This window comes from Sphingomonas lutea, from assembly GCF_014396785.1.
In the GTDB taxonomy this organism is placed as follows: domain Bacteria; phylum Pseudomonadota; class Alphaproteobacteria; order Sphingomonadales; family Sphingomonadaceae; genus Sphingomicrobium; species Sphingomicrobium luteum.
Window position 1 is genome coordinate 822936 of the sequence record NZ_CP060718.1, and the last position, 21564, is coordinate 844499.

Here is a 21564-nt window from a genome sequence, read left to right on the forward strand (position 1 = left end):
GTCCCATTTTTATGAATGTCGAGGCGGCGGTTGCCGATATCGTGATCGCCGCGCGCGATGTCACCCTGTCTTTCGGCAAAGGCGAGACGCGGACCGACGTGCTGCGCGGGATCGACCTTACCATCAAACGCGGCGAAAGCGTCGCGGTGCTGGGGCCGTCGGGATCGGGCAAATCGTCGCTGATGGCGGTCATTTCCGGGTTGGAGCGCGCGAGCGGTGGGCGGGTCAGCGTCGCCGGGATCGACTTGGCGGGCCTCGACGAAGATGCGTTGGCGCGGGCGCGGCGCGGAAACATCGGGATCGTGCTTCAGTCGTTCCACCTGCTGCCGACGATGACCGCACTCGAGAATGTCGCGGTGCCGATGGAGCTCGACGGCGCCGACGACGCCTTTGAGCGTGCCAAGGCAGAATTGACGGCGGTCGGGCTGGCCCACCGCCTCGACCATTATCCGGCGCAACTGTCGGGCGGCGAGCAGCAGCGCGTGGCCATCGCCCGCGCCGTCGCGGCGCGTCCGCAAATCCTGTTCGCGGATGAACCGACCGGCAATCTGGACGGCGAGACCGGCGCCGCGATCATCGACCTGCTGTTTGCCCGCCAGCGCGAAGTCGGCGCGACCCTGATGATCATCACGCACGATCCGTCGCTGGCCGCGCGGTGCGGGCGGGTCCTGGAAGTGCAGGACGGGCGCATCGCGGTCGATCGGCGCGCATGAGCGGGCGCTGGGCCTTTGCCGCGCGGCTTGCCCGGCGCGACCTCAACCGCAGCCTGCGCGGGCTGAGGCTGCTGTTCCTGTGCATTTTCCTGGGCGTCGCCACCCTGGCCGCGATCGGCAGCCTGACGTCGGCGATCACCGGCGAACTGGCGGACCGCGGCCGCGTGATCCTGGGCGGCGACCTGCAAGTCGGCATGTCGCAGCGCCGGGCGACGGCGGAGGAGCGCGCGGCGCTGGCCCGCGCCGGCACGCTGAGCGAGACGATCCGCCTTCGCTCCATGGCGCGCGCGGCGGATGGATCGGCAGTGCTGGCCGAGCTGAAGGCGGTGGACGCGCTTTATCCGTTGTACGGCACCTTGCGCGTCGATGGCCGTCCGGCTCGTGCGCCGACCGCCGATGCGATCTTCATCGCGCCCGAGCTTGGCGAGCGGCTGTCGGTCGGCAGGGGCGAAACGCTGCGCTTCGGCAATACCGATTTCCGCGTCGCGGGGATTGTCGACGAGGAGCCCGACCGGATCGGCGAGGGCTTCACCTTGGGTCCGGTGGCGATCGTTTCGAGCGAGGGTCTCGCGCGGACCGGGCTGATCCAGCCGGGGAGCCTGTACGACACGCGCTATCGCTTGAAGCTTCCGCCGAGCAGCGACCCCAAGGCGGTAACCGAGGCGATGAAGGCGCGTTTCCCCGCCGCGAGCTGGGAGTTCCGCGACCGCGACCGTGGCGCACCGGGCGCGAGCCGTTTCTTCGATCGGCTGGGCCAGTTCCTGACCTTGGTCGGGCTGGCGGCGCTGATCATTGCCGGGATCGGGGTCAGCAATGGCGTCGCATCCTATCTGCGCCAGAAGCAGGACGGGATCGCGACGCTAAAGATGCTGGGCGCGACGTCGGCGGACATCGGGCGCGTCTATTTCGTGCAGATCGGGCTGGTGACGCTGGCCGCGACGCTTTGCGGGCTGGCGGTCGGCGCTCTTCTGCCGCCGCTGGCAATCGCCATCGCCGGCGACCTGTTGCCGGTCCGACCGGGCTTCCAGCTGCATCCGCTGCCCTTGCTGGTGAGCGCGGCCTACGGATTGCTGATGGCGCTGATGTTCGTGCTTCTGCCCTTGGGCCGCGCGCGGCGGCAGCCGGTGGCGACCCTGTTTCGCGAGATGATCGCGGAGAATCGCACGCCCGACCGGCGTACCCTGCTGATGGTCGCCGGGGCCGGGCGGCGATCGTCGCGCTGGCGGTGGGGACGTCGGACAATCCGCTGTTTGCCGCGTCGATAATCGGCGCGATCGCAGGCACGGTGCTGCTGCTGGCGGGGCTGGGCTGGCTCGTGCGGCGCGCGGCGCGGGCGGTGCCGCGGCCGCGGCGGCCGTTGCTTCGGCTGGCGCTGACCGGGCTTCACCGGCCGGGCGCGCAGACAGTCGGGCTGGTGGTCGCGCTTGGCCTTGCACTCACCCTGTTCGTGACGCTGGCGGCGGTGCAGACGAGCCTGTCAGCAGAAATCGACCGCGCCGTGCCCGAGCGCGCGCCCGACCAGTTCGTGCTCGACATTCCGGCGACCGAACGCGCGCGCTTCGAGGGGCTGGTGCGGCAGACCGCGCCGGCCGCCGACCTCAACGTCGTGCCCAATCTGCGCGGCACGATCACCGCCTACGGCAACACGCGCGTGGCGGACTTGAAGGCGCTGCCCGACGGCGCCTGGTTCCTGCGCGGCGAGCGCGGCGTAACCTACAGCCCCGGCGTCCCGAAGGCAGCGAGGTGGTCGCGGGCACATGGTGGCCGGCCGATTATCGCGGCCGGCCACTCGTCTCGCTCGACCGCGAGGCGGCGGAAATCCTCGGCCTGGGCGTCGGCGATCGCATGACGGTGAGCGTGCTAGGCCGCGAGATCGAGGCGCGCATCGCCTCACTGCGCGAGATCCACTGGGACACGATGGGCTTCAACTACATCCTCGTATTCCCGCCATCGACGCTGCAGAGCGCACCGCACAACCTCGCAGCGACGATCAGCGGGGACGTGGCGCGCCAGCCCGAGCTTACGCGCGCCGTTCTGCGTACCTTCCCGTCCGCCTCGATCGTCGATGTCGGCGAGCTGATTTCCGAGGTCGGCACGATCCTCGAGCAAATGGCGGCGGCAATCCTGGTCGCGGCATCGGTTGCGGTGCTGGCGGGGATCGCGGTGCTGATCGGGGCGCTCGCCGCGTCGCGCCAGGCGCGCAGCTACGATAGCGTCATTCTGAAGACGCTAGGGGCGACCCGCGCGCAGGTGCTGGGGACGCAAGTGCTCGAATATGCGCTGATTGCGTTGCTCCTCTCGGGTGCGGCGCTGGTGCTTGGCCTGACGGGGGCGTGGTTCGTCATCGTTCAGCTGTTCGAATTCACCTGGAGCCCGGACTGGGCGATCATCCTTGCCACGCTCGGCGCGGGCGCGTTCCTGACCCTGACGATCGCGCTGCTGGGATCGCTGCCGCTGCTCAACCTTCGTCCAGCAGCGGCGCTTCGATCGCTCTAGCGCGGCCCCCGGTCACTGGCGCATGGATTTTCCGGTTCACATCGCCCAAGGCTGCGCCGAAGAATCCCCGTTGCAGCGAGAGAGTTCGCCAAATTGAAAGTCCGCGACGATGTTGGCTGAGGCCGGGCTCGCCGCGCTATGGCTGGCGGCGGCGCTGGCCGCGTTCCAGTTGATCCTGGCCGGCGCGGGGGTTGCGCGCGGGAGCGGTGAGGCGATGGCCGCCGTGCGACCCGTCGCCATCGTCCAGGGCCTGCTTGCCGCGTTGGCGATGGCGATCCTGATCCTCCTGTTCCTGCGCAGTGACATGAGCGTCCTTCTGGTCGCGACCAACAGCCATTCGGCCAAGCCGTGGCTGTACAAGTTCGCCGGCGCGTGGGGGAATCACGAAGGGTCGATGCTGCTGTGGGTGACCGTCCTCGGCCTCGCCGGCGCGGCGGTCGCCATGCTCGAACAGCGGCTGAAGCAGCCGACATTGATCGCCACGCTGGGCGCGCAGGCGGCGATTGCACTCGGTTTCTACGCCTTCCTGCTGTTTTCCTCCAACCCGTTTGCGCGGCTCAATCCCGCGCCGATCGAGGGCAATGGGCTGAACCCGCTGCTGCAGGACCCCGGCCTCGCCTTCCATCCGCCGACGCTCTATTTCGGCTATGTCGGCATCTCGATCGCATTTTCCTTCGCGGTGGGGGCGATGATCACGCGCGACGTCGGCCCGGCGTTCGCGCGGGCGATGCGGCCGTGGATCCTCGCCGCGTGGATCTTCCTCACGCTCGGAATCGCGGCGGGCAGCTACTGGGCTTATTATGAGCTGGGGTGGGGCGGCTGGTGGTTCTGGGACCCGGTCGAAAATGCCTCGCTCATGCCGTGGCTGGCGGCGACGGCCTTGCTCCATTCGGTGACGGTGCTGGCGACGCGCGACGGGTTGCGGGCGTGGACCGTGCTGCTCGCGGTGGTCGCCTTTTCGATGTCGATGGTCGGCACCTTCCTGGTGCGGTCGGGCATCCTGACATCCGTCCATGCCTTTGCCGTCGATCCGGAGCGCGGCACCTTCATCCTTGCATTGCTGCTGATCTACATCGGCGGCGCGCTGCTGCTATTCGCGCTGCGCGCCGGGACGATCCGCGAAGGCGCAACGTTCGAACTCGTCAGTCGCGAAGGCGCGCTGGTGATGAACAATTTGCTGCTGTCGGTGATCCTTGGCGTGGTGCTGGTGGGGACGCTCTACCCGATCGCCGCCGCCGCACTTGGCGTGCAATTGTCGGTTGGGCCGCCGTTCTTCGACAAGACCGCAGGGCCGATTGCGCTCGTGCTCGTCGCGCTGATGGCGCTTGGGCCGCTGCTGCGCTGGCGGCGGGACGATGCCGGCGCGGCGGTCAGGCGCGCGGCAGTGCCGATCGGCGTCAGCGCCGCGACGCTGGCCGCCTTGCTCATGCTCGCGCCCGGCATTCGCTTGCTGCCATTGCTTGGACTGGTCTTCGCAGCGGGCGTCGCGGTGGCGAGCGTGGCGCCGCTGTGGGGCCGCAACCTCCGGCGCACGCCGCTGTTCACCTACGGCATGGTCGTCGCGCATTTCGGGATTGCCGTGGCACTGGCGGGGATGGCGTCGGACAGCGCCTTTACCAAAGAGACGCTGGTCGCCCCGCGCCCCGGCGAAACGCATCGCGTCGGCCCGTATCGCGTGACCTTCGAGGGCGTCTTTCCAGCAGTCGGTGAAAATTGGTCGGCGCTGGAAGCGCGCCTCCGGGTCCAGCGCGGCGACGGGGACGCTTTCATCCTGCGCCCGCAATCGCGCTTCTTTTCGAGCCCGCCGATGGTCACCAGCGAATCCAAAATTTCGACGGCGGTCGATGGCCAGCTGTACACCGTCCTCGGCCAGCAGGACGGATCGGGCCGGTGGCAGCTGCGCTTGTGGTGGAAGCCGTTCGTCACATTGATCTGGCTGGGCGGGTTCCTCGTCGCGCTGGGCGGCGCGCTGTCGCTGATCGGGCGCGTGCGGCGGGACCGGCGCGGAGTGGTGCGGGCATGAAGCGCGCACTTCTGTGGCTGCCCGCGGTGGCGTTCGTCGGGCTCATTGCCCTGCTTGCCAGCGGCCTGTTCACGCCCGCCGACCGGACGGTCCGTTCGGCATTGATCGGCCAGCCGCTGCCGCAATTCGCCTTGCCGCCGATCGTCGCGGGAATGCCGGGCCTGGCGAGCAGCGACTTCGGCAAGGGCGAGCCGCGGCTGATCAACGTCTTTGCCAGCTGGTGCGCGCCATGCATCACCGAAGCGCCGGTACTGATGCAGCTTAAGCAGGCCGGCGTGAAGATCGACGGCGTCGCCGTCCGCGACACCGCGCCCGCGCTGGAGCGGTTCCTCGAGCGCAACGGCAATCCGTTCGAGCGCATCGGCAGCGACGTCAATTCGCGGCTGCAATTCGCGCTCGGGTCGTCGGGCGTGCCCGAAAGCTTCGTGATCGACGCGCGCGGGCGGATCGCGCTGCAGCATGTCGGCGATATTAAGGCCGAAGACGTCCCGGCGATCCTCGCCGCGATCCGGGACGCAAGATGATGCGTGCGCTGATCATCGCCTTGACGATCTTCGGCGCGGTTCCGGCGGGGCGGAGTCGCAGTTGCCGCCGGCCGCGGACGCCGACCGCCAGCTCGCCGACCCGAAGCAGGAGGCGGATGCCAAGCGGTTGATGGAGACTTTGCGCTGCCTGGTCTGCCAGGGCCAGTCGATCGCCGACAGCGACGCGGAGATGGCGGGCGACATGCGTGCGCTGGTGCGCCAGCGGATCGCGGCGGGCGAAAGCCCGGCGCAGGTACGGCAATGGCTGATCGAACGCTACGGCGCCTATGTCACCTACGATCCGCCGATGACGTCGAGCACCGCGCCGTTGTGGCTTGCGCCATTGGTGCTGCTGGCGATCGGCGGGCTGGTCGCTGCGCGCAGCTTCAAGCGAAGGCGCCGCTGATGGGCTGGCTGTGGCTGTTCGTGATCGGCGCCGCGGCGCTGCTTGCGCTGCGCATGCTGGGCATCCGTCGCGCGTGGCTGCAGCTCAGCGCGGCGGCGTTGCTGATTGGCGGGGTCGGCTATGCGTTTCAGCATAATGCGTCGCTGGCCGGGCAGCCGGCGCAGGCGCGCGCCAAGGCAACCGGCCTCGATCCCGGACTTGTCGCTTTCCGCGCCGCGATCATGCCGGCCGATGCAGGCAATCGCGTGGCATTGAGCGCGGCGGACTTCCGGCTCGGCAATGGCGACGTGACCGGCGCGTCGCAGGTGCTGCTCGATGCCATCCGCCGGCGCCCGGACGACGCCGCCTTATGGACCCGGCTCGGCTCGGTGATCGCCGAACATGACGGGGGACAAGTTTCACCGGCTGCGCAATTTGCGTTTCGTCGGGCGGCCGCGCTGGCGCCGCAAGCGCCGGGTCCGCCCTTCTTCCTCGGCTTGGCTTTAGTGCAGAGCGGCGATCTCGCTGCGGCCAGGGAGGCATGGGCAAGGACGTTTGCACTAACGCCGGCGGTCGCCCCTTATCGTGTAGCGCTTGCCGAACGCATCGCGCTGATTGATCGCGTGCTTGCGTCGAAGGCGTCGAACAGCCCCCCGCCCTGATCGTCAACTCGGCGCTATCGATGATGCCGCAAACCCAATTTGCTGATATGGGTCAAGCCGGTGGCGGCGTGAGCGGGGTCGAATGGCGGCGATCCGGTCTTTGGCTCTTGTGGTTGGCTTCAGCTGCTCGGTCGTTGCCTTTGCGCAGCCGAGGCCATCCAACGCGCCGCCCGACACGCTGGCGGATTCATCGCAAGCGGCGATCGTCATTACCGGCACCCGGATCCAGACTCCCAATCGCCGAAGCGCAAGTCCGGTCGAATCCGTCCGGCCTGAGGACTTTACGCTGACCGGCGTCGCGAATGTCGAGCAGACGCTTAACCAACTTCCGCAGATTGCGCCGAGCTACACTTCCACGTCGAACAATCCCGGCACGGGTGCCGCGACGCTCGACCTTCGCGGTCTGGGGAGCGTGCGGACGCTGGTCCTGGTCAACGGGCGGCGGTGGATCGCGAATGATGCGGGCAACATCCCGGAGGTTGACGTAAACACCATCCCCGCCTCGCTGATCGACCGCGTGGATATCGTCACGGGCGGCGCCTCGGCGGTTTATGGGTCGGATGCCGTTACCGGCGTGATCAATTTTGTCCTCAGGCAAAACCTTCGCGGCCTGCACATCGATGCGCGCAACAATCTTACCGAACGCGGCGACGGTCGCGTCAGCAGCGCTGATCTCAGCTACGGGCTCGACATCTTCCGGGGCCGGGGAAACCTGCTTGTCTCCGTCGGGATGCTGGATCAACAGCCGCTCACCCAAGCCGCACGCGCCTATACGCGTGACGCGCTTGGCGACGGATGCGTCATTCCGGGGACAGAGGGCGAAACGGGCGCCAGCACGCCCGCGCCCAATCCGGACCTGACGTGCGACGATCCGGACGAAGAACTTGGCTATATCGCGGGTGGCAGCACCTTCATTCCCGAAGGGTTAATCCAGGGCGGCGGCAACACGTTCCTACCCGGGAGCGGCAATCAATTGATCGCGATTCCGCGCGCAAGGTTTACGCAAGCAGGCGGCATCGCGCGATACAACAATGACACCGACGCCTATAATTTCGCGGCCGACAATTATCTGCAGGTCCCGCTTCGCCGCTATAGCGCCAACATCTTGGGACGGGTGCGGCTTACCGACCATTTCGAGCCCTACACCGAGCTCAGCGTCATCCAAACGAAAAGTCCGCAACAGCTGGCGCCCGCGGCCGCTGCCTTGGGCACAGGCGGCGGCACCGTGCCGCGGGTGCGCATCAACCTGGACAACCCATTCTTGTCCGCGCAGGCGCGGCAGGCGCTGAATACCAGCTTCGGCGTGGATGCGCAGGGCCGCCGGGGCTTCCTCGGCAGCAATGCGGCAGGCTTCACGGTCAATCCTGCCTACACGGGGGATGCCGACGGAATCGTCCAGCTACCCGGCCAGTTTCGGTCCCGACTGACTGGGCTTGGGCCGCGGCAGACGGTCAATGAACGCCGCGCGTATCGAATCCTGGTGGGCGCGCGCGGGAAGCTTTCGAATGGGCCGTTCGATTACGATTTCTATTTCAGCTCGAGCGATGTCGAGCATGCAAAGCCGCTGGTGAACAGCGCATCGGCGCGTCGCCTGCAGCAGGCGTTGCTCACGCGCGATGGCGTGACTTGCATCGACCCCAGCAACGGATGCGTACCGGTCAATATCTTTGGCGTCCAAGAGATCGGCGCTGCGGCCGCCGACTTCATCCGCGCCAATCCATTTGAAAATACGCGCGTCAAAGAGAAGATCGTGGAGGGCGTGGTGCGCGGATCCGCAGCACAATTGCCCGCCGGCGACCTGCGCATTGCCGTCGGCGGTCACTGGCGCCAGACGTCGTTCGCTTACCAACCCGACCGGACCTTGTCCGACGGCGACAACCTGGGGTTTCAGCCTTCGGTCGGGTCGGCTGGACGGACGCGCGTGGTCGAGCTGTTCGGCGAGGCCCTCGTCCCGTTGCTCAGCGACAGGCCGTTTGCGCGCGAACTCGCTCTGGAACCGGGCTTCCGTGTGTCGCACTACAATATCGTCGGCAACGTCTGGACCTGGAAGGCAATGGCCTATTGGTCGCCGTTTGCCGCGCTGCGCTTTCGCGGCGGGATGCAGAAAGCCGTCCGCGCGCCTAACGTGCGCGAGTTGTTCGAGGAAGAAAGCTCGGCGTTCGGCGGAGTCCGCGATCCATGCGCGCCCGCCAACGAATTGATCGCCAATCCCGATTTTGCGGCCGCTTGCGCGCGCAACGGCGCTGTCGACCTGCCGCTTGGCGTGCGCGACTTCTTCCCGCTTGAGAATACGCGGGGTTCAACCAACCTCAAGCCGGAGGCCGCCAGAACCCTGACGCTCGGCGTGGTCGCGCGCCCGTTCCGCAATCTGACGATCACCGCCGACTATTACGATATCCGCATCCGCGACGCGATCGGCATCTTCGGGGGCGGCGCCCAATCGACCGTTTTCGGTTGCATTTTCGGCGGCGGCGATCCCGCCGATCCGCTGTGCCGGGCGTTCGAGCGCGACCAGAGCGGCGAGATCATTTCAATCGATCTGCCGACTGCGAACCTGGCGCGAATCACGACGCGTGGGGTTGACTGGCAAGCGGCCTACCGAGTCCCGCTGCTGACCGGCGACCTGTCCTTGAACCTTTCGGGCACGCGGTTGCTGTCATCCACGATTCGGCCCAATCCCGAGATCGCTCCGTTCGAATGCGCCGGCGACTTCGGCGGCGTCTGCGGCGGCACCGACGCCGGTTCCGCGGCGCCCTAGTGGCGGCTGTTCAATCGCCTGGCCTGGGCCAAGAGTCCGCTGACCCTGTCGCTCCGTCACCGCTATTTCTCGTCGATGCGCAACGGGCGGTTCGAAGCGCGCGAAAAGCTTGGCTTCACGACTCCCACCGATATCCCGCGCGTGCAGTGAAGCTCGAATCGCGCCATTATTTCGACGCCGCCGCGACCTTTGCGATCAAGGGCCGCTTCGATTTCACGCTGGGCGTCAACAATCTGACCAAACGGAGGCCTTCGTTGCTGGGCGCCGATCAGATCCAGGCGAACACGCAGCCTTCACTCTACGACGTTCTTGGCCGCCGTTTCTTCGTCACGCTCAGCGCAAAGTTGACGCGGCCCTAGTCCAGCCGGATCGGTCCGAGCTCGGCCCGCTCCTTGCGGATATGGCCGAGGATCTGCTGGCGGATCGCCTCGAACCGCGGATTGGACTTGAGCTCGGCCAGCGCGGGATCTTCGGCGAGGTCCATTGGCAGCATCGGCAGTTCGGGCAGCCAGTTCCGGCGCACGGCATCGCCGAGCAATTTGACGGCTTCGTTTGCGTTGCCTCTTGCGGCGTGAATGCGAGCAAGCTGGACCTTTCCGGCCATCGTCGATCCGTTTTGTTCGGTCGCTCGCGCCAGCGCCAAGTCGAGCAGGCGTTCGGCCTCGGCGGGGTCACCTGAGCGCTGAAGCGCGATCGCGAGGCTCGGCGCGACATCGAGGAAGTGGCCCGAGCTTACTTGCCCTTCGAACTCCTCCGGCGATTTCGCCACGGCGCGATAGAGCTCGACGACCTTGGCCTCGCGATGATTGTAGATATAAACCCGGGTGCCGATGATCGGCAGCATCTGGAAGCTCCAATATTGCCTTGGCCCCATGCGCGCCTCGATCATCTCGAGGGCCTTGGGATCGTTGCGTCGCAAATACGGGACGAATTCGGTGGCTGGTTCCTGAATCTTGTCGGCCGCGTCGTACAAACCCAGCTTCATCAATGCTCCCCAGAGGAAGCCGCCGATGAGGCGTCGTTGCTGCGGCGTGGCTTGGCGATAACGATTCAGGCTGACCGTAATCGCTCCGGAAAGGTCGCCCAGGTTTTCCAGATGATAAGCCTCGATCGCGGCCGTCATGGTGGGGTCGCCCTGCGCGCGCACCCGCGCCAGCTCCCCTTCCATCGCCTTGATGTCGCCGGTGTCGCGCAGCAAATTGAACTTGTTGAGGATCGCCGGCCACCATAACGGCTCGATCTCCGCGACCCTTGAATAGAGCCGCAATTTCTCCGCGGCCTGCGTGCTGTTGTCGAGGCTGTTGGCGAGCCAATTGATCGCTTCGTAGTCGTTGGGATCGAGCGCAAGCGCCCGGCGCAGGGCTGCCTGCGCAACCGGCCCCTTCTGCAGGATGAATCCGAGCGCGGCGTGACCAGCGGCGAGATTGGGCGCAAGTGCGATCGCCCGGCGCGCATTGGCTTCGGCGCTTCCCTTGTCGGACGACACCACGCTTCCAAAAGCCTTGCTGACCGCCAGGGTCGCCCAGCCGGGGGCGAAGTTCGGGTCCATGCGCACGACCTGCTCAAGCTGGCGTTTCGCCTCGTCGTACGTGCCCATCTCGCGCCTGCGGATCTTGGCGCGGGCGTCGCTGTAAAGGGCGTAGACTTCGCCCGAAGTGGCAATGTTCTCGGGCTTGATTCCGCCGCGCTCCGCCAGCCGGCCGCGGATGTGGCCTTCGATTTCCCCGGCGATCTCGGACTGCAGGGCGAAGACGTCGTCGAGTTTGCGATCGAAGGACTTGTTCCACACTTCGGCGCCGTCTTCGGTGCGGACCAAATTGGCGTTGACGCGGACACGGTCACCAACCGAGCGCACACTCGCCTCGACAAGGTAGTCGGCCAGCTTCCTCGCCGTCTCACCGCCTTTTTCGGCAATTTCCTCGGCGGTGTTGGGCCCCAGCACAAGGAGTTGCGGGTTGCGGCCGAGGGCCTGGCGCGTGTCCTCCCAGATCCCCGAGACCAAGCTGGCATCGCGCTGATCCAGGCTTTCAAAAGGAAGCACTGCAAGAACCGGCCGTTTCTCGTCATCCCCGTTACGCAACAGAAAGAACCCAACCACGGCCGCAACCAGAAAGACGACAGCCGCAGCGGCGAGCCAACGCGTATTGAACCGGTCGCGCCAGCCGAAATTGGGCGGTATCGATGCCGCTTGCTCCTCTCCGGAAACCAGCGCGTCGACGCTTCCCAAAAGTTTGGCCCAGCCGGCATGCCGGGTGCTGCCGTGCCAACCCCTGAGGTCGGCGCACTGGATCTGATTGAAGGGCAGGGGAGGCATGTTGCCGTCGACCTGCGCCTGGGCAAGCTTATTGTTATTGCGGGCGTAATCAGCCTCTGCCCGGACCCATTGTGAGGCCGCCGCCGCGGTCGACCACAGCACGACGACCGCCTTGGCGTCGCGCAAATGCTGCTCGATAATTTCGCTGTAGGCCTTGTGCGCCGGGAGATCGGCATCCCACCAAACGCTATACCCCTTGTCGGTCAACGCCTTTGCGACTTTTCGGGCGACCGCTTGGTCGGCGCGCGCATAGGAGATGAAGACGTCGCCCATGACGCGGGCTACTCCTCCTTCGCAATGCGCTGCTTGAGCTCGCGCAGCTCCCAATAGTCGTTGCGGCTGAAAGGCAGCATGCGCTTCACCGCGCCGAAAATGTCGTCGCCGAGCGAGGCTTGAAGCGCGGCGAGCTCGGCAAAGGCCGCATCGATGGCGGCGCGGTCGAAAGCGGCGTCGCCGGCGGCTTCTTCCAGCAAGGTCTCCTCGGCCTGCACGACCAGCCACGCCAGCACTTCCCAATAGCGCCGTACCTGGGCATCGAATGGGGGCTGGAGCGAGCGGGCGAAGGTGGCGACGCGTTGGCCCGCCGATGATGGCGGCCAGCCGCCGTCGTGAAGCGCCTGATATTCGGTCTGATGCTGCTTCTTCTCTTTTTCCAGCCAGCTGTGCGCCTCGGCCGTGCCGAACGTGAAGATGGCAACCACGGCCAGGGGCGCGAACATCGCTGCGCCGAGCATTGCGAGCAGCGGCTGATCGGGAAATTGATTGAACAGCATGTGCAGGCCGCCGGCTGCGAGATAGCCGGGCACGAACCACAGCAGGTTGAAGTTGAATTCGCCCGCCGCCTCACGCGTCTCGCGCTCGGCAAGTTCGTGCGCCGTGGCGGCCAGAATGGCGAGCGTCGTTCCATGCATGACGGCGGTCCCGAGCCCGCGCACAAGCCAGGTGCTGGCGCCGAATTCGGACAAGCGGACGAGGTAGATCATATTCTCGAGCACCGAGAAGCCCGCGCCAACGGCGAAGCCCGACAGCACCGCGTCCAGCTTGAAGCCGATGCGGTTGAAACGGAACAGCGTTACGATGACGGCGCCCTTGATGAATTCCTCGATCCACGGCGCGTAGAAGCGGCTGTAATTGGAAAAGCCGATCGGCAGCGTGTCGAGCAAGCGGCCGCTCACCGGATAAGATGCGACAGCCGCCAATGCCCCTAGAAACAGAAGGAGCAGGATTTCCCTGAGGCTCATCAGCTTGAACGCGTCAAAGCTGACGAAGATCGCGAGGAGGATGAGGACGGGCACCAGGGCCAGCGCCCAATGGGAGACCTCTAGCGCGAACATGACGCGATTAGATCACAGGATCTTTAGCGAAGCGAGCCATTCCGTCTTCGACAAGTCGCCGTCGGCATAGCCGCGCGCGACGCCGACGGAGAAGATCATCGGCAGGCGCATGGCCACGGTGAAGTTGAGATCAAACTGCGCGCCGATGTTGCGATAGTTGTGGCCATCGCCTTCGGGATCCTTGGTGAGCATGCCGCCGGCGAAAATCGCGGGGCGGATGTAGGACAAATAAAAAGCGGCGGTGCCGACTTCGGCGAAGCGGATCGGCGGCAGGTTCACCTCGCCCGTCAGCCGCGCGAAGCTGCGCGCGGTGACTTCGTTGATCTTGAAGCCCGGGAAGCTTTCCATTTCGCGGTAGCGCTTCTCGCTGCGGTCATCGACATAGTTGTTGCGGAAGGCGCCGAAATAATAAGCGGCGAGCGGGCTCGAGCGCTTGCCGCCGGCAAGGCCCGCGTGCGCGTAGAGCCATGCCGAGCTGTTGCCCCACGGCAGCGCGGTGCCAAGGTCGAGTCCGCCGTAAAGCTTGGGAAAGACGTTGCCCTGCGCCTGGTCGGCGCCGGCGACGATGCGGCCTGCCCAACCCTTTTCATGATCGACCCCGCCAAGCGCCTTGGTGGTGTCGGTGTAGCGCACGCCGAACTCCGCCGAGCGCAGGTTCTTGGGGCTGAGTACGTTCTGCGCGCTGGGTAGCTGGTCGAGGCCGAAATAAGCAGCGGCCGACCCGAACACGTCGAGCTGTCGCGGCGGATCGTAGATGACCGGCTTGGAATAGCTGACGATGAACGCGTCACCCTTGCGGCTGCGCAGCACCGGGCCGGCGAGGTCGTAGACGTCGGCGAGGTTGTGCCAGTAGTTAAGCTTCCACGTCGGCGTTTGATATTCGACATTGGCGTGGAAGCGTTCACCGCCGCGCACCTTCTTGAACGGCGAGTAAGCCACCGTGGCGCTCAGCTGGCTGAACTGCATCGGATCGGCGAGGTGGACATAATAGCCGAAGGCCGGTGACTGGTTGTAGCCGGAGACGATCGGGTAATGCGCATCGAAGCGCATGCGCTTGGTGGGGACATAGGTCCCACGCTGTGTGATCAGTTCGTCGAGGGGAATCTTGGCCGGAGAGCCGACGCCCCATGACTTCAGCTCGGGGTGCGCCTTGACCACTTCGGTGCCGAAAAAGCGAACGCTGGCGAGATCCTGCTTCACCTCCGGCACAATGATCGACGGATTGAAGCCTTCGCCCGTGTAATCGTAGACCAGCAGATTGCCGTCGGGCCGCAGCTGGGGTCGGAAAAAGCCAGTCGCAGCGTTGCTCAAGACGTCATATTTTCCGGTCGCGATGTCGAGCCGGAAGACGTTCGACACGCCAGTGTAATAGCTGTTGCCGAGCAGCGACTTGCCGTCAGGCGTGAAGGTGAAATTCTCCGGGATCGACGGTTCGAGCGCGAGGGTTGTCACCGGGTCGTCGGCATTGCCCTGCTCCAAGTCGGCGCGGCGCCAGACCTTGACCGACTGCTTGCCCTCCACGCCGCCGTACGACGCGGAAATGAGCTCGCCATCGGGCGACACGTCGAGATCGAAAAGCAGCTCCCCGTAGCGGAACGTCTTGATCTGGTTGAACTCGGTATATGGCGCAGGAATGCGCACCAGCGTGACGAAGCCATTCTGGTGCCGAATGCCCCACAAGCTCTTGTCGGCCCGGTTGAACGCCAAGTCGCCGATCCGCGCGTCCTTGAGCAGCTGGCGCTTCTTGCCTGTATCGACGTCGATCGCGAGCAGTTCGCGGAAGGCGTAATTCTGGTTGGTGTAGAAGGCGGTCCGGCTGTCGGCATCGAAGGCGACGCTGGTCACCTTGTAGAGCATCATGCCTTCAAGGTCGGCGAGCGGGGTCAGCTTGCCCGTCGCAAGGTCCATTCGCCCGATGAAGCCGATGCGACCGGGATAGCGGAAGGCGGCAATCAGGCTGTTGGTTTTGTCATCGACGAAGCCGCGCGACATCGAGCCCAGCCCCCGGGGGCTGAGATGCCTCGGCTCAGTCAGCGGAAATTGCGCGATCTGCGCCAAATTTTCGGCCTGGAACTTGCGTTCGTGCGCCAGCCAATCGTCCCACGCGGTGTCGAGCGGCTTGCCGAACACATGCGCGAAGTTTGATGCATAGAAGCCCTTGCTGCCTTCCGACCGGCGGAGCCACTCGACCGTTCGTTCGGGCCCGTAGGTCAGCGCAAGATAGGAAAAGAAGCGCGTGCCGTAGAGGTAGCTGTTGGCGCCAACCTGGAAGTCGACCGACGTGCCTTCGCTTTCCAAGCCGAGCGGCGAATAGACCCGGGCATTGTCGCGCATCTTGGCGCGCCACACCATTTCGTCATAGCCGCCCTGGGCGCGCCCCAGGCCGCCCGCCATCCAGGTTTCGAAGAAGACCGCGCTGCCTTCCATGTACCAGCGCGGGGCGAGGTTCCGCGGGTTGGCAAGGAAGTTGTAGAGGATCGATTCCGGATGTTTCTGCAGCGGATTGGGCTTGCCGCCCAGGAAACGCCGCCAGAAAGCATCGCGCTTGTTCCAAACGTCAATCGTCGCGACATGGGCAAGCTCGTGGTTGGTCAGCGTGAAGAAGCGCTCGCCTGGGGAAAAGGTCTCCATCGACAGCGACAGCGGCGCGACGTCGAACAACATCATGTTGCTTGGTGAGGCGAGGGCGGCCGCATTGCCGTAGTCCGAGAAGTCCTTGAGGAGCACCGTCGTACGGTCCCACGGCTCCCACTTCAGCATCTTCTTGTGGAAGATCAGGGCATTCTCGATCGACCTGCCGAGATAGGGCGTCAGATAGGTCTGGACCGGGTCGACATAGAGGAGCGACAAGTTTTTCGTTTCCAGCGTCGACAATTGGAAGCCCGAGGCATCCGGCGGCACCGATTCCGGCCCTGTCTGTTCGGGCGAATTGGGCTTGGGTTCGGGCTGTGCGACCGGATCGGCCGGCGGCGGATCCGCCGGTGGCGGCGGCACCGCGTCGGGCTGTTCGACCACCGTCGTGATATCCGCCGGTGGCGGCGGCGGTGGATCCTGTCCCGCCTGCGTCTGGGCGGCAAGGGCGCTGGGAGACATGACGAGAAGATACGCCAGCGAGCTGCACGCAAGCCGACGCATCTTCAACGCCATACCCCCAAAATACGCCCCCTTACGCAGTTAGACTAACTGGCGGCCCCCTGCGCCACACCTGCTTGCCGGATGGCTGCATGCATCGCCGGATTGGCAAGCAAGGCGGCGAAGTTCGGCTGCGCGGCCAAAGCCGCCATCGCGCGCTGGTTCGCGGCCAGCGCGGCCACCGCCTGCGGCCGGCTCGCCATCGCCGCAAACGCCTGCGGATTGGCCAGCATCGCCGAGAAGGCTTGCGGATTGGCCAAGACCGCTTGCGCCGCGGCGGCATTGAGCCGTCCCGAAGCTGCGGCGGACGCTGCGACCGACTGCGCCTGCGCGGCCTGCAACGCGCGCGCCGCCGAAGCGAGCTGGGCCGCGTTCGCCGCATTGGCGAAGGCCGCCGCATTGCTGCTGATCGCCGACATCATCGCAGCGTTCATCGCCTGCGCATTGGCCGCGACACCGCCGAAGGCAACGGCGTTGTTGGCCATCGAGGCGAATGCCCGCGGATCGGCCTTCAGCGCGTTCATCGCCGCCGCATCCGCAGCGAGCTTGCTGAACGCCGCGGCATTGGCCTTCATCGCCGCATTCGCAGCCGAGTTTGCAGCGGCATTGGCCGCCGCATTCTGGAAGGCGTTCGGGTTGCCCGCGAACTGGCCGAACGATTGCGCATTGGCGAACATCGCCGCCATCGCCTGCGGATGCGCCGCGAGCGCAGCGAAGGCCTTGGCGTGCGAGGCAACGGCGTTCATCGCGCGCGGCTGCGACAGGAGTGCCGCAAATGCGTGCGGGTTGGCGGCAAAGGCCTGCATCGCATTATTTGCGATGCCTGCCTGCCGCATCTGCTGCGCCGCATTCGCTGCGCTCTGCACAGCAGCGGCGAAGGCCTGCGGTTGACCCGCTGCGGCCTGGAGCGCCTTGGCGCTGGCCGACATGGCGTTGAAGACGCCCGGGTCGGCCCGGAGCGCGTTCATTGCCGTCGCGTCCGCCGCCATCTTCTGGAAGGCTGCGGCATTGGCCTGCATCGCCGAATTTGCGGCGGCATTGGCCGCAGCGTTCTGGAATGCGCTTGGGTTGGCAGCAAATTGACTGAACGCCGCCGCATTATTGGCGATCGACGCGAATGCCTGCGGATGCGCGGCCATCGCCAGCATGGCCTGCGGATGCGCGGCGACTACGCCCATCAAGGCGGCGTTGGCCTGCTGGGCGCGAGGCGCCAGCGCAGCCGCGGCTTGCGCGGCCTGCGCAACGCCGGCGAAGGCCTGCGGATTGGCCGCGAGCGCTGCGAAAGCCTTTGGATTAGCCATCAGCGCAGCCATTGCCGAAGGATTGGCGGCAAGCGCCTGGAAGGCCGGACTGGCGGCAAAGGCGCGGAAGTTCGCGTCCTTGACCATCAGTTCGAATGCGTCGGTCTGCATCAGTTCGGCGACCGATGTATCGCCAAGCTGGACATCGCCCGCGCCGACCTGTGCGTTCACATAGCGGTCGGCGGGCGCAATCGTCCCGGCACTGGGCCCGAGCGGCGGATAAACCCGCCCCAAGCCATAAGCGGCGACCCCGACGGCGAGGACGCCGGCGGTCATTAAATACATCTTGTTTTTCTGTGCGTGTGCGGTGGCCATGGATACCCCCTAAAATGCCCTTTCCAAAAAAAAGGGCGCCAGATTGTTGCTCCGGGTTAACGCAGAGTCAACGGAATCACGCTGCGACGAAACGATTTTCGATTACCCCCGCGGGCGTACTGGCAAGCTTCGTCAATGACTTAGCTGCATTTGCGACGAATGTATGGCTTCCGCCCTTTAACCATTGCCGAGAGCCAAATGGAAAGGCTGCGAGGGTTAATCGGCCATGTTCTCGATGGAGGGCATGGCAATGTCTGTTCGCTACCTGCTCATGGGCGCAATGGCGCTTGGTCTGACCGCCCCTGTTTCGGCCCAGCCTGCTCAGCCGCAAGGCGGCCAGGAAAGGCAGCCCGAAAACCGTCCGGCTGAGGTCGTGCTGGCCTCCGCCGAACGCGTCGCCGTCCCGGCGGTCCAGCAAACGGGCGACACGCCGCAGGCAGCGACCGCCCCAAGAAGCGCGCTGCGCGGGTGACGTCGTGCCGTTGTGCGGGCCAGACGGCCGACGCGAGCCGCTGACCTTCGATCAATTGGCCTGCGCGATCTGCTGTGGCTTCGCGCGGATCACCGGAATTTCCCCGTCGCCGACCGCGGCAAACGCCGACCAGTAGAATGGGTGAGACGTATTGGCGTCGTCCATCAACTGCTGCTGCGACATACGCAGCGCATGGACGGTCCCCGTCCCGGGCGGCGCCGAGAATAGCCCCGTCATGAGCCGCTGCGTCGCGTTGAAGTCGTCCGGCACCGGCCAGTGACTGGCGACCACAAGGCGGCCCCCAGCACCAACGAAAGCGCGCACCAGCCCGTCGAGCGCCATGTCGCCGCCACGCGCAAGGCCAACCGACTGAGTCGCGGCCGCACTCGCTGTGCCAGCAGTGTCGCAGGCCGAGAGGATCACCAAGTCGGCATCGAGGTCGAGGTCGAAGATTTCCCGAAACGTCAGCAGGCCGTCAGATCCGCTGCCGCCGAAGCTGGTCAGCAGGGCGGGCTGCGCAGCACATTTCGGCGCTCGAGCTGTGACGACGCCGTGGGTTGCAAAGTGGACGATGCGATATTCATCCAGGTCATCGCGCGCTTCGATGCCGGTGTCGGTGAACTGATCGCGCGTCACGATCTGCACGCCGTTGGGATCGACGGTGGAGAAGATCGCCCCCGCCGTCTGCAATTCCTTGGCGGAGATCGGCGTTGCCCATGACGACAAAGGCAAGATGCAGTCGCGGTCGGCGGCTGCCGGAATGGGTACCGCGCCGCTCGCCGGGGGGGTGTTCTCGCCAAGTCCGAGATAGAGCTTCGACCCCGCCGCCGCCGGCGCGGCGCGCAGATCCGCAAAGGCGCGCGGCGAAACCGAGGTGCTGATGTCGCGGTCGCGGCCGAACCATTTGATCCCGCGAAAATCGAATTCCGCATCCCCACCGGCCGCGGCGCGCTTGGCGTACATGTCGACCGACGCCTGATCCATGACGAGCAGGTTGGCGGGCAGCTTGAGCATCGCCCCGTCGGGCTCGAACACCAGATGCTGGACGCCGGCGAGGTCGCCTTCAAACGGACGGAAAAGCTGGCCGTAAAGCTGGTGCGACAGGCCCACGTCGAAGGCGTAGGTCACGCGCTGGCCGTTATCGATTGTGGAGATTGTCTCGCGCAAAGCGTTGACTTGCTCGTCGAGCTGCTTGCCCGTGATCTCAAGCTTGACGGCGCGCGCGGAGTTCGCGCTGACGAGGAAGGCGTAGGCGTGATCGCCGACGATCGTCATGCGATAATAGGCCTCGCCCTTGCGCATGCTCTTCTGCAAGTCGGAAAGAGTGATGATATCGCCGGCGACGGCACGGTAGCGCGGGAAGCTGGCGAGCGCGGCCTGGCTCGCCGTTTGTTGCCGCTTGGCCTCGCGGACAGATGCGCGGAGGACGCGCATCCGGGCGAGTTCCTCCGGAGCAGGCTGCGCGTTGCTTTCGAGCCGCGCCAGCTCGACGCGGGCGCGCTCGAGTTGGCGAGTCAACGTGACCGACTGCCGGAAGAGGCGTGAGGCCTCCGATGTGCCGCCGCTCAACTCCCGAGCCAGGATCGCCTGCGTCTGCGCGAGGCCGGGACGCACCATCAACTGCGTCGTCGCAAAGATTTCGGCGGTCGCGGCCGGGTCGTTCTTGGCGAGCAGAATGTCGACATAGGGTCGAAGGACCTGCGCGAACGACGGCGGCAGGTTGCTGGTGTCCGGCTGCGAATGGACGATTTCGCGGAACATCGCTTCGGCCGGTGCGACTTGCCCGGACCGTGCGAGATAGCCGGCGAACCGCGCCCGAGCGTTCAGGAGGGCAGCCGAATCGGGATAGCTTCCTTCCAGCAGCGCAACGCCCTGACGATACATTTGCTCGGCTTCGGCAGCATTGCCCCCGCTTTCAGCAATCGCGGCAAGATCGCCGAGGATTTGCGCGCGCATCCAGATGATCGAAACAACCTTGCCACCGCGCACCGCCTGCAGCTTGCCGTCGGCGCGCCGCAGGGATTCGGTCGCCTGCGCGACGTCGCCGGTAAGACGCAGCGCGGTGCCGCGGAGCTGCGCCGCCTGTCCGTCGAGGATTTCGGCTTTCTCCTCGGGCAGAAGCTCGTCGGAACTCTCGCCGAGTTGCTGGCCCAGCTTCGAATCTGCGTTCAGCCGGCGCGCGGTCGGTGAGTCGATTTCGAGCGCCCGAGTCTCGGCGAGGCCGGCAATTTCGGACCCGCGAGGCAAGGGTTTGTCGAGCTCCGCCAGTGCGTCTTTCGCCCGGTTTTGGTTGAGCAAGTGCATCGCGCGATAGTTGCGCAACCGGCGAACGACGATTGGATCGGTGCCCACGGCTTCGGCAGCGCGCGCGAACAATGCGTCGGCCTCTGCATAGCGACCCAGGTTCGATTTTTGCAGCGCTTCGTTGGCAAGGCCTTCTGCCTTGCTCAGCGGCGCATCGCCAGCCCCGCTGACCGCTGCGAAAAATTCGGCCGCCTCGGCGTAGCTGCCGCTGTTGTTGCGGCGGTAGGCTTCCGCAAGGGCTCGCGACGGGTCGAGCGTGCCCGCCTGGACCCGGGCAAAGGCCGACGGATCGCCGGCACCCGTCGTCGCGATCGAAATCTCACCCTTGATCGCACGATCGGCAACCAGGCTGCGGAGCGCAAGCTGAAGCGCGCTGTCGTAGCCTGCCAAACCTTCGACGCTGTAGAACAGCTTGCCGCGTGTCAGCTGATACACGCGATATCCGACATCCGCCTCCTTCAACTTGCATTCGATTTGCTGAACCGGTCCCAGGCCGGCGACCGACCCCTGCGACGGCGCCGAGCAGGTCGCCTGGTCGGCGCGAACGCCGGCAAGCCGAGCCGCCGCCTGGTTGACACCGCGAAGCTTGTACAGCTTGCCGACCGGCATCGCCGCGTCCTTGCAGGTCAGGGCGTAGCCGGTGTCGAACATGTCGGTGAGGCCGGCGTCCGTGGCAAGGCTTTGCGCCGTGCAGAAGATCGTGCCGCCGCTTCCGACGCGGAAGCTGTCCCGCACGCTAAGCGATTGCGCGCCCAAGGACGCCGGGGCCGATCCTACGAGGGCAGCGACGGCGGCGGCGAATGCGATGACGGTCGTGCGCATGGTCAATCT

General features: G+C 65.8%; 13 protein-coding genes and 1 pseudogene. 9 read left to right on the forward strand and 5 right to left on the reverse strand.

The window, feature by feature from the left end; all coding sequences use genetic code 11:
* Positions 1-11 precede the first annotated feature (11 nt).
* From H9L13_RS04295 to H9L13_RS04330, 8 genes and pseudogenes are all read left to right on the forward strand, one after another.
* On the forward strand, positions 12-713 hold the full coding sequence (locus tag H9L13_RS04295; protein WP_187539322.1) for an ABC transporter ATP-binding protein: 702 nt from the start codon (positions 12-14) through the stop codon (positions 711-713).
* Positions 710-3209 (forward strand): annotated as a pseudogene (locus H9L13_RS04300) (ABC transporter permease). The gene H9L13_RS04295 and the pseudogene H9L13_RS04300 overlap by 4 nt, the downstream one beginning before the upstream one ends.
* 109 nt (positions 3210-3318) lie before the next feature.
* Positions 3319-5232, forward strand: a complete 1914-nt coding sequence (locus H9L13_RS04305; RefSeq protein WP_187539324.1) for a heme lyase CcmF/NrfE family subunit — start codon at positions 3319-3321, stop codon at positions 5230-5232.
* Positions 5229-5756, forward strand: a complete 528-nt coding sequence (locus H9L13_RS04310) for a redoxin family protein (RefSeq protein WP_187539326.1) — start codon at positions 5229-5231, stop codon at positions 5754-5756. The genes H9L13_RS04305 and H9L13_RS04310 overlap by 4 nt, the downstream gene beginning before the upstream one ends.
* A gap of 61 nt (positions 5757-5817) precedes the next feature.
* Positions 5818-6162 carry a cytochrome c-type biogenesis protein gene (locus H9L13_RS04315; RefSeq protein WP_342354489.1) on the forward strand — a complete coding sequence of 115 codons (345 nt, stop codon included), beginning with the start codon at positions 5818-5820 and terminating at the stop codon, positions 6160-6162.
* On the forward strand, positions 6162-6803 hold the full coding sequence (locus H9L13_RS04320) for a tetratricopeptide repeat protein (RefSeq protein ID WP_187539328.1): 642 nt from the start codon (positions 6162-6164) through the stop codon (positions 6801-6803). The genes H9L13_RS04315 and H9L13_RS04320 overlap by 1 nt, the downstream gene beginning before the upstream one ends.
* A gap of 82 nt (positions 6804-6885) precedes the next feature.
* Positions 6886-9561 (forward strand): TonB-dependent receptor domain-containing protein, encoded by a 2676-nt coding sequence (locus H9L13_RS04325; RefSeq protein WP_187539330.1) that lies wholly within the window; start codon positions 6886-6888, stop codon positions 9559-9561.
* 146 nt (positions 9562-9707) lie between these two features.
* Positions 9708-9920: a TonB-dependent receptor gene (locus H9L13_RS04330; RefSeq protein ID WP_187539332.1), complete on the forward strand. Its 213-nt coding sequence runs from the start codon at positions 9708-9710 to the stop codon at positions 9918-9920.
* Here the strand turns inward: H9L13_RS04330 and H9L13_RS04335 are convergent.
* The 4 genes from H9L13_RS04335 to H9L13_RS04350 are packed head-to-tail and all read right to left on the reverse strand — an operon-like array spanning position 9917 to position 17957.
* Positions 9917-12148 carry a TIR domain-containing protein gene (locus H9L13_RS04335; RefSeq protein ID WP_187539333.1) on the reverse strand — a complete coding sequence of 744 codons (2232 nt, stop codon included), beginning with the start codon at positions 12146-12148 and terminating at the stop codon, positions 9917-9919. The two genes, H9L13_RS04330 and H9L13_RS04335, sit on opposite strands and share 4 nt — an antisense overlap.
* An 8-nt stretch (positions 12149-12156) precedes the next feature.
* Entirely contained in the window at positions 12157-13170 is a 1014-nt protein-coding gene (locus H9L13_RS04340; protein WP_223176480.1) for a PrsW family glutamic-type intramembrane protease, read from the reverse strand.
* Positions 13171-13221: 51 nt separating this feature from the next.
* The gene (locus H9L13_RS04345) at positions 13222-16344 is read right to left on the reverse strand and encodes a WD40 repeat domain-containing protein (protein WP_187539337.1); all 3123 of its coding nucleotides are present in this window, start codon (positions 16342-16344) and stop codon (positions 13222-13224) included.
* 44 nt (positions 16345-16388) lie between these two features.
* The gene (locus tag H9L13_RS04350) at positions 16389-17957 is read right to left on the reverse strand and encodes a hypothetical protein (protein ID WP_187539339.1); all 1569 of its coding nucleotides are present in this window, start codon (positions 17955-17957) and stop codon (positions 16389-16391) included.
* Positions 17958-18201: 244 nt separating this feature from the next.
* Here H9L13_RS04350 and H9L13_RS04355 point away from each other — a divergent pair, with 244 nt between their 5' ends.
* Entirely contained in the window at positions 18202-18429 is a 228-nt protein-coding gene (locus H9L13_RS04355; RefSeq protein WP_187539341.1) for a hypothetical protein, read from the forward strand.
* A 51-nt stretch (positions 18430-18480) separates the two neighbouring features.
* Here the strand turns inward: H9L13_RS04355 and H9L13_RS04360 are convergent, their stop codons facing one another.
* Positions 18481-21555 carry a CHAT domain-containing protein gene (locus H9L13_RS04360; protein ID WP_235091176.1) on the reverse strand — a complete coding sequence of 1025 codons (3075 nt, stop codon included), beginning with the start codon at positions 21553-21555 and terminating at the stop codon, positions 18481-18483.
* Positions 21556-21564 lie beyond the last annotated feature (9 nt).

Excerpts from the sequence above, each read along its gene's own strand:
- H9L13_RS04295 (WP_187539322.1), top strand. The coding sequence starts at position 12 with ATGAATGTCGAGGCGGCGGTTGCCGATATCGTGATCGCCGCGCGCGAT.
- H9L13_RS04305 (WP_187539324.1), top strand. The coding sequence starts at position 3,319 with ATGTTGGCTGAGGCCGGGCTCGCCGCGCTATGGCTGGCGGCGGCGCTG.
- H9L13_RS04310 (WP_187539326.1), top strand. The coding sequence starts at position 5,229 with ATGAAGCGCGCACTTCTGTGGCTGCCCGCGGTGGCGTTCGTCGGGCTC.
- H9L13_RS04320 (WP_187539328.1), top strand. The coding sequence starts at position 6,162 with ATGGGCTGGCTGTGGCTGTTCGTGATCGGCGCCGCGGCGCTGCTTGCG.
- H9L13_RS04325 (WP_187539330.1), top strand. The coding sequence starts at position 6,886 with ATGGCGGCGATCCGGTCTTTGGCTCTTGTGGTTGGCTTCAGCTGCTCG.
- H9L13_RS04335 (WP_187539333.1), bottom strand. The coding sequence starts at position 12,148 with ATGGGCGACGTCTTCATCTCCTATGCGCGCGCCGACCAAGCGGTCGCC.
- H9L13_RS04345 (WP_187539337.1), bottom strand. The coding sequence starts at position 16,344 with ATGCGTCGGCTTGCGTGCAGCTCGCTGGCGTATCTTCTCGTCATGTCT.
- H9L13_RS04350 (WP_187539339.1), bottom strand. The coding sequence starts at position 17,957 with ATGGCCACCGCACACGCACAGAAAAACAAGATGTATTTAATGACCGCC.
- H9L13_RS04355 (WP_187539341.1), top strand. The coding sequence starts at position 18,202 with ATGGCAATGTCTGTTCGCTACCTGCTCATGGGCGCAATGGCGCTTGGT.
- H9L13_RS04360 (WP_235091176.1), bottom strand. The coding sequence starts at position 21,555 with ATGCGCACGACCGTCATCGCATTCGCCGCCGCCGTCGCTGCCCTCGTA.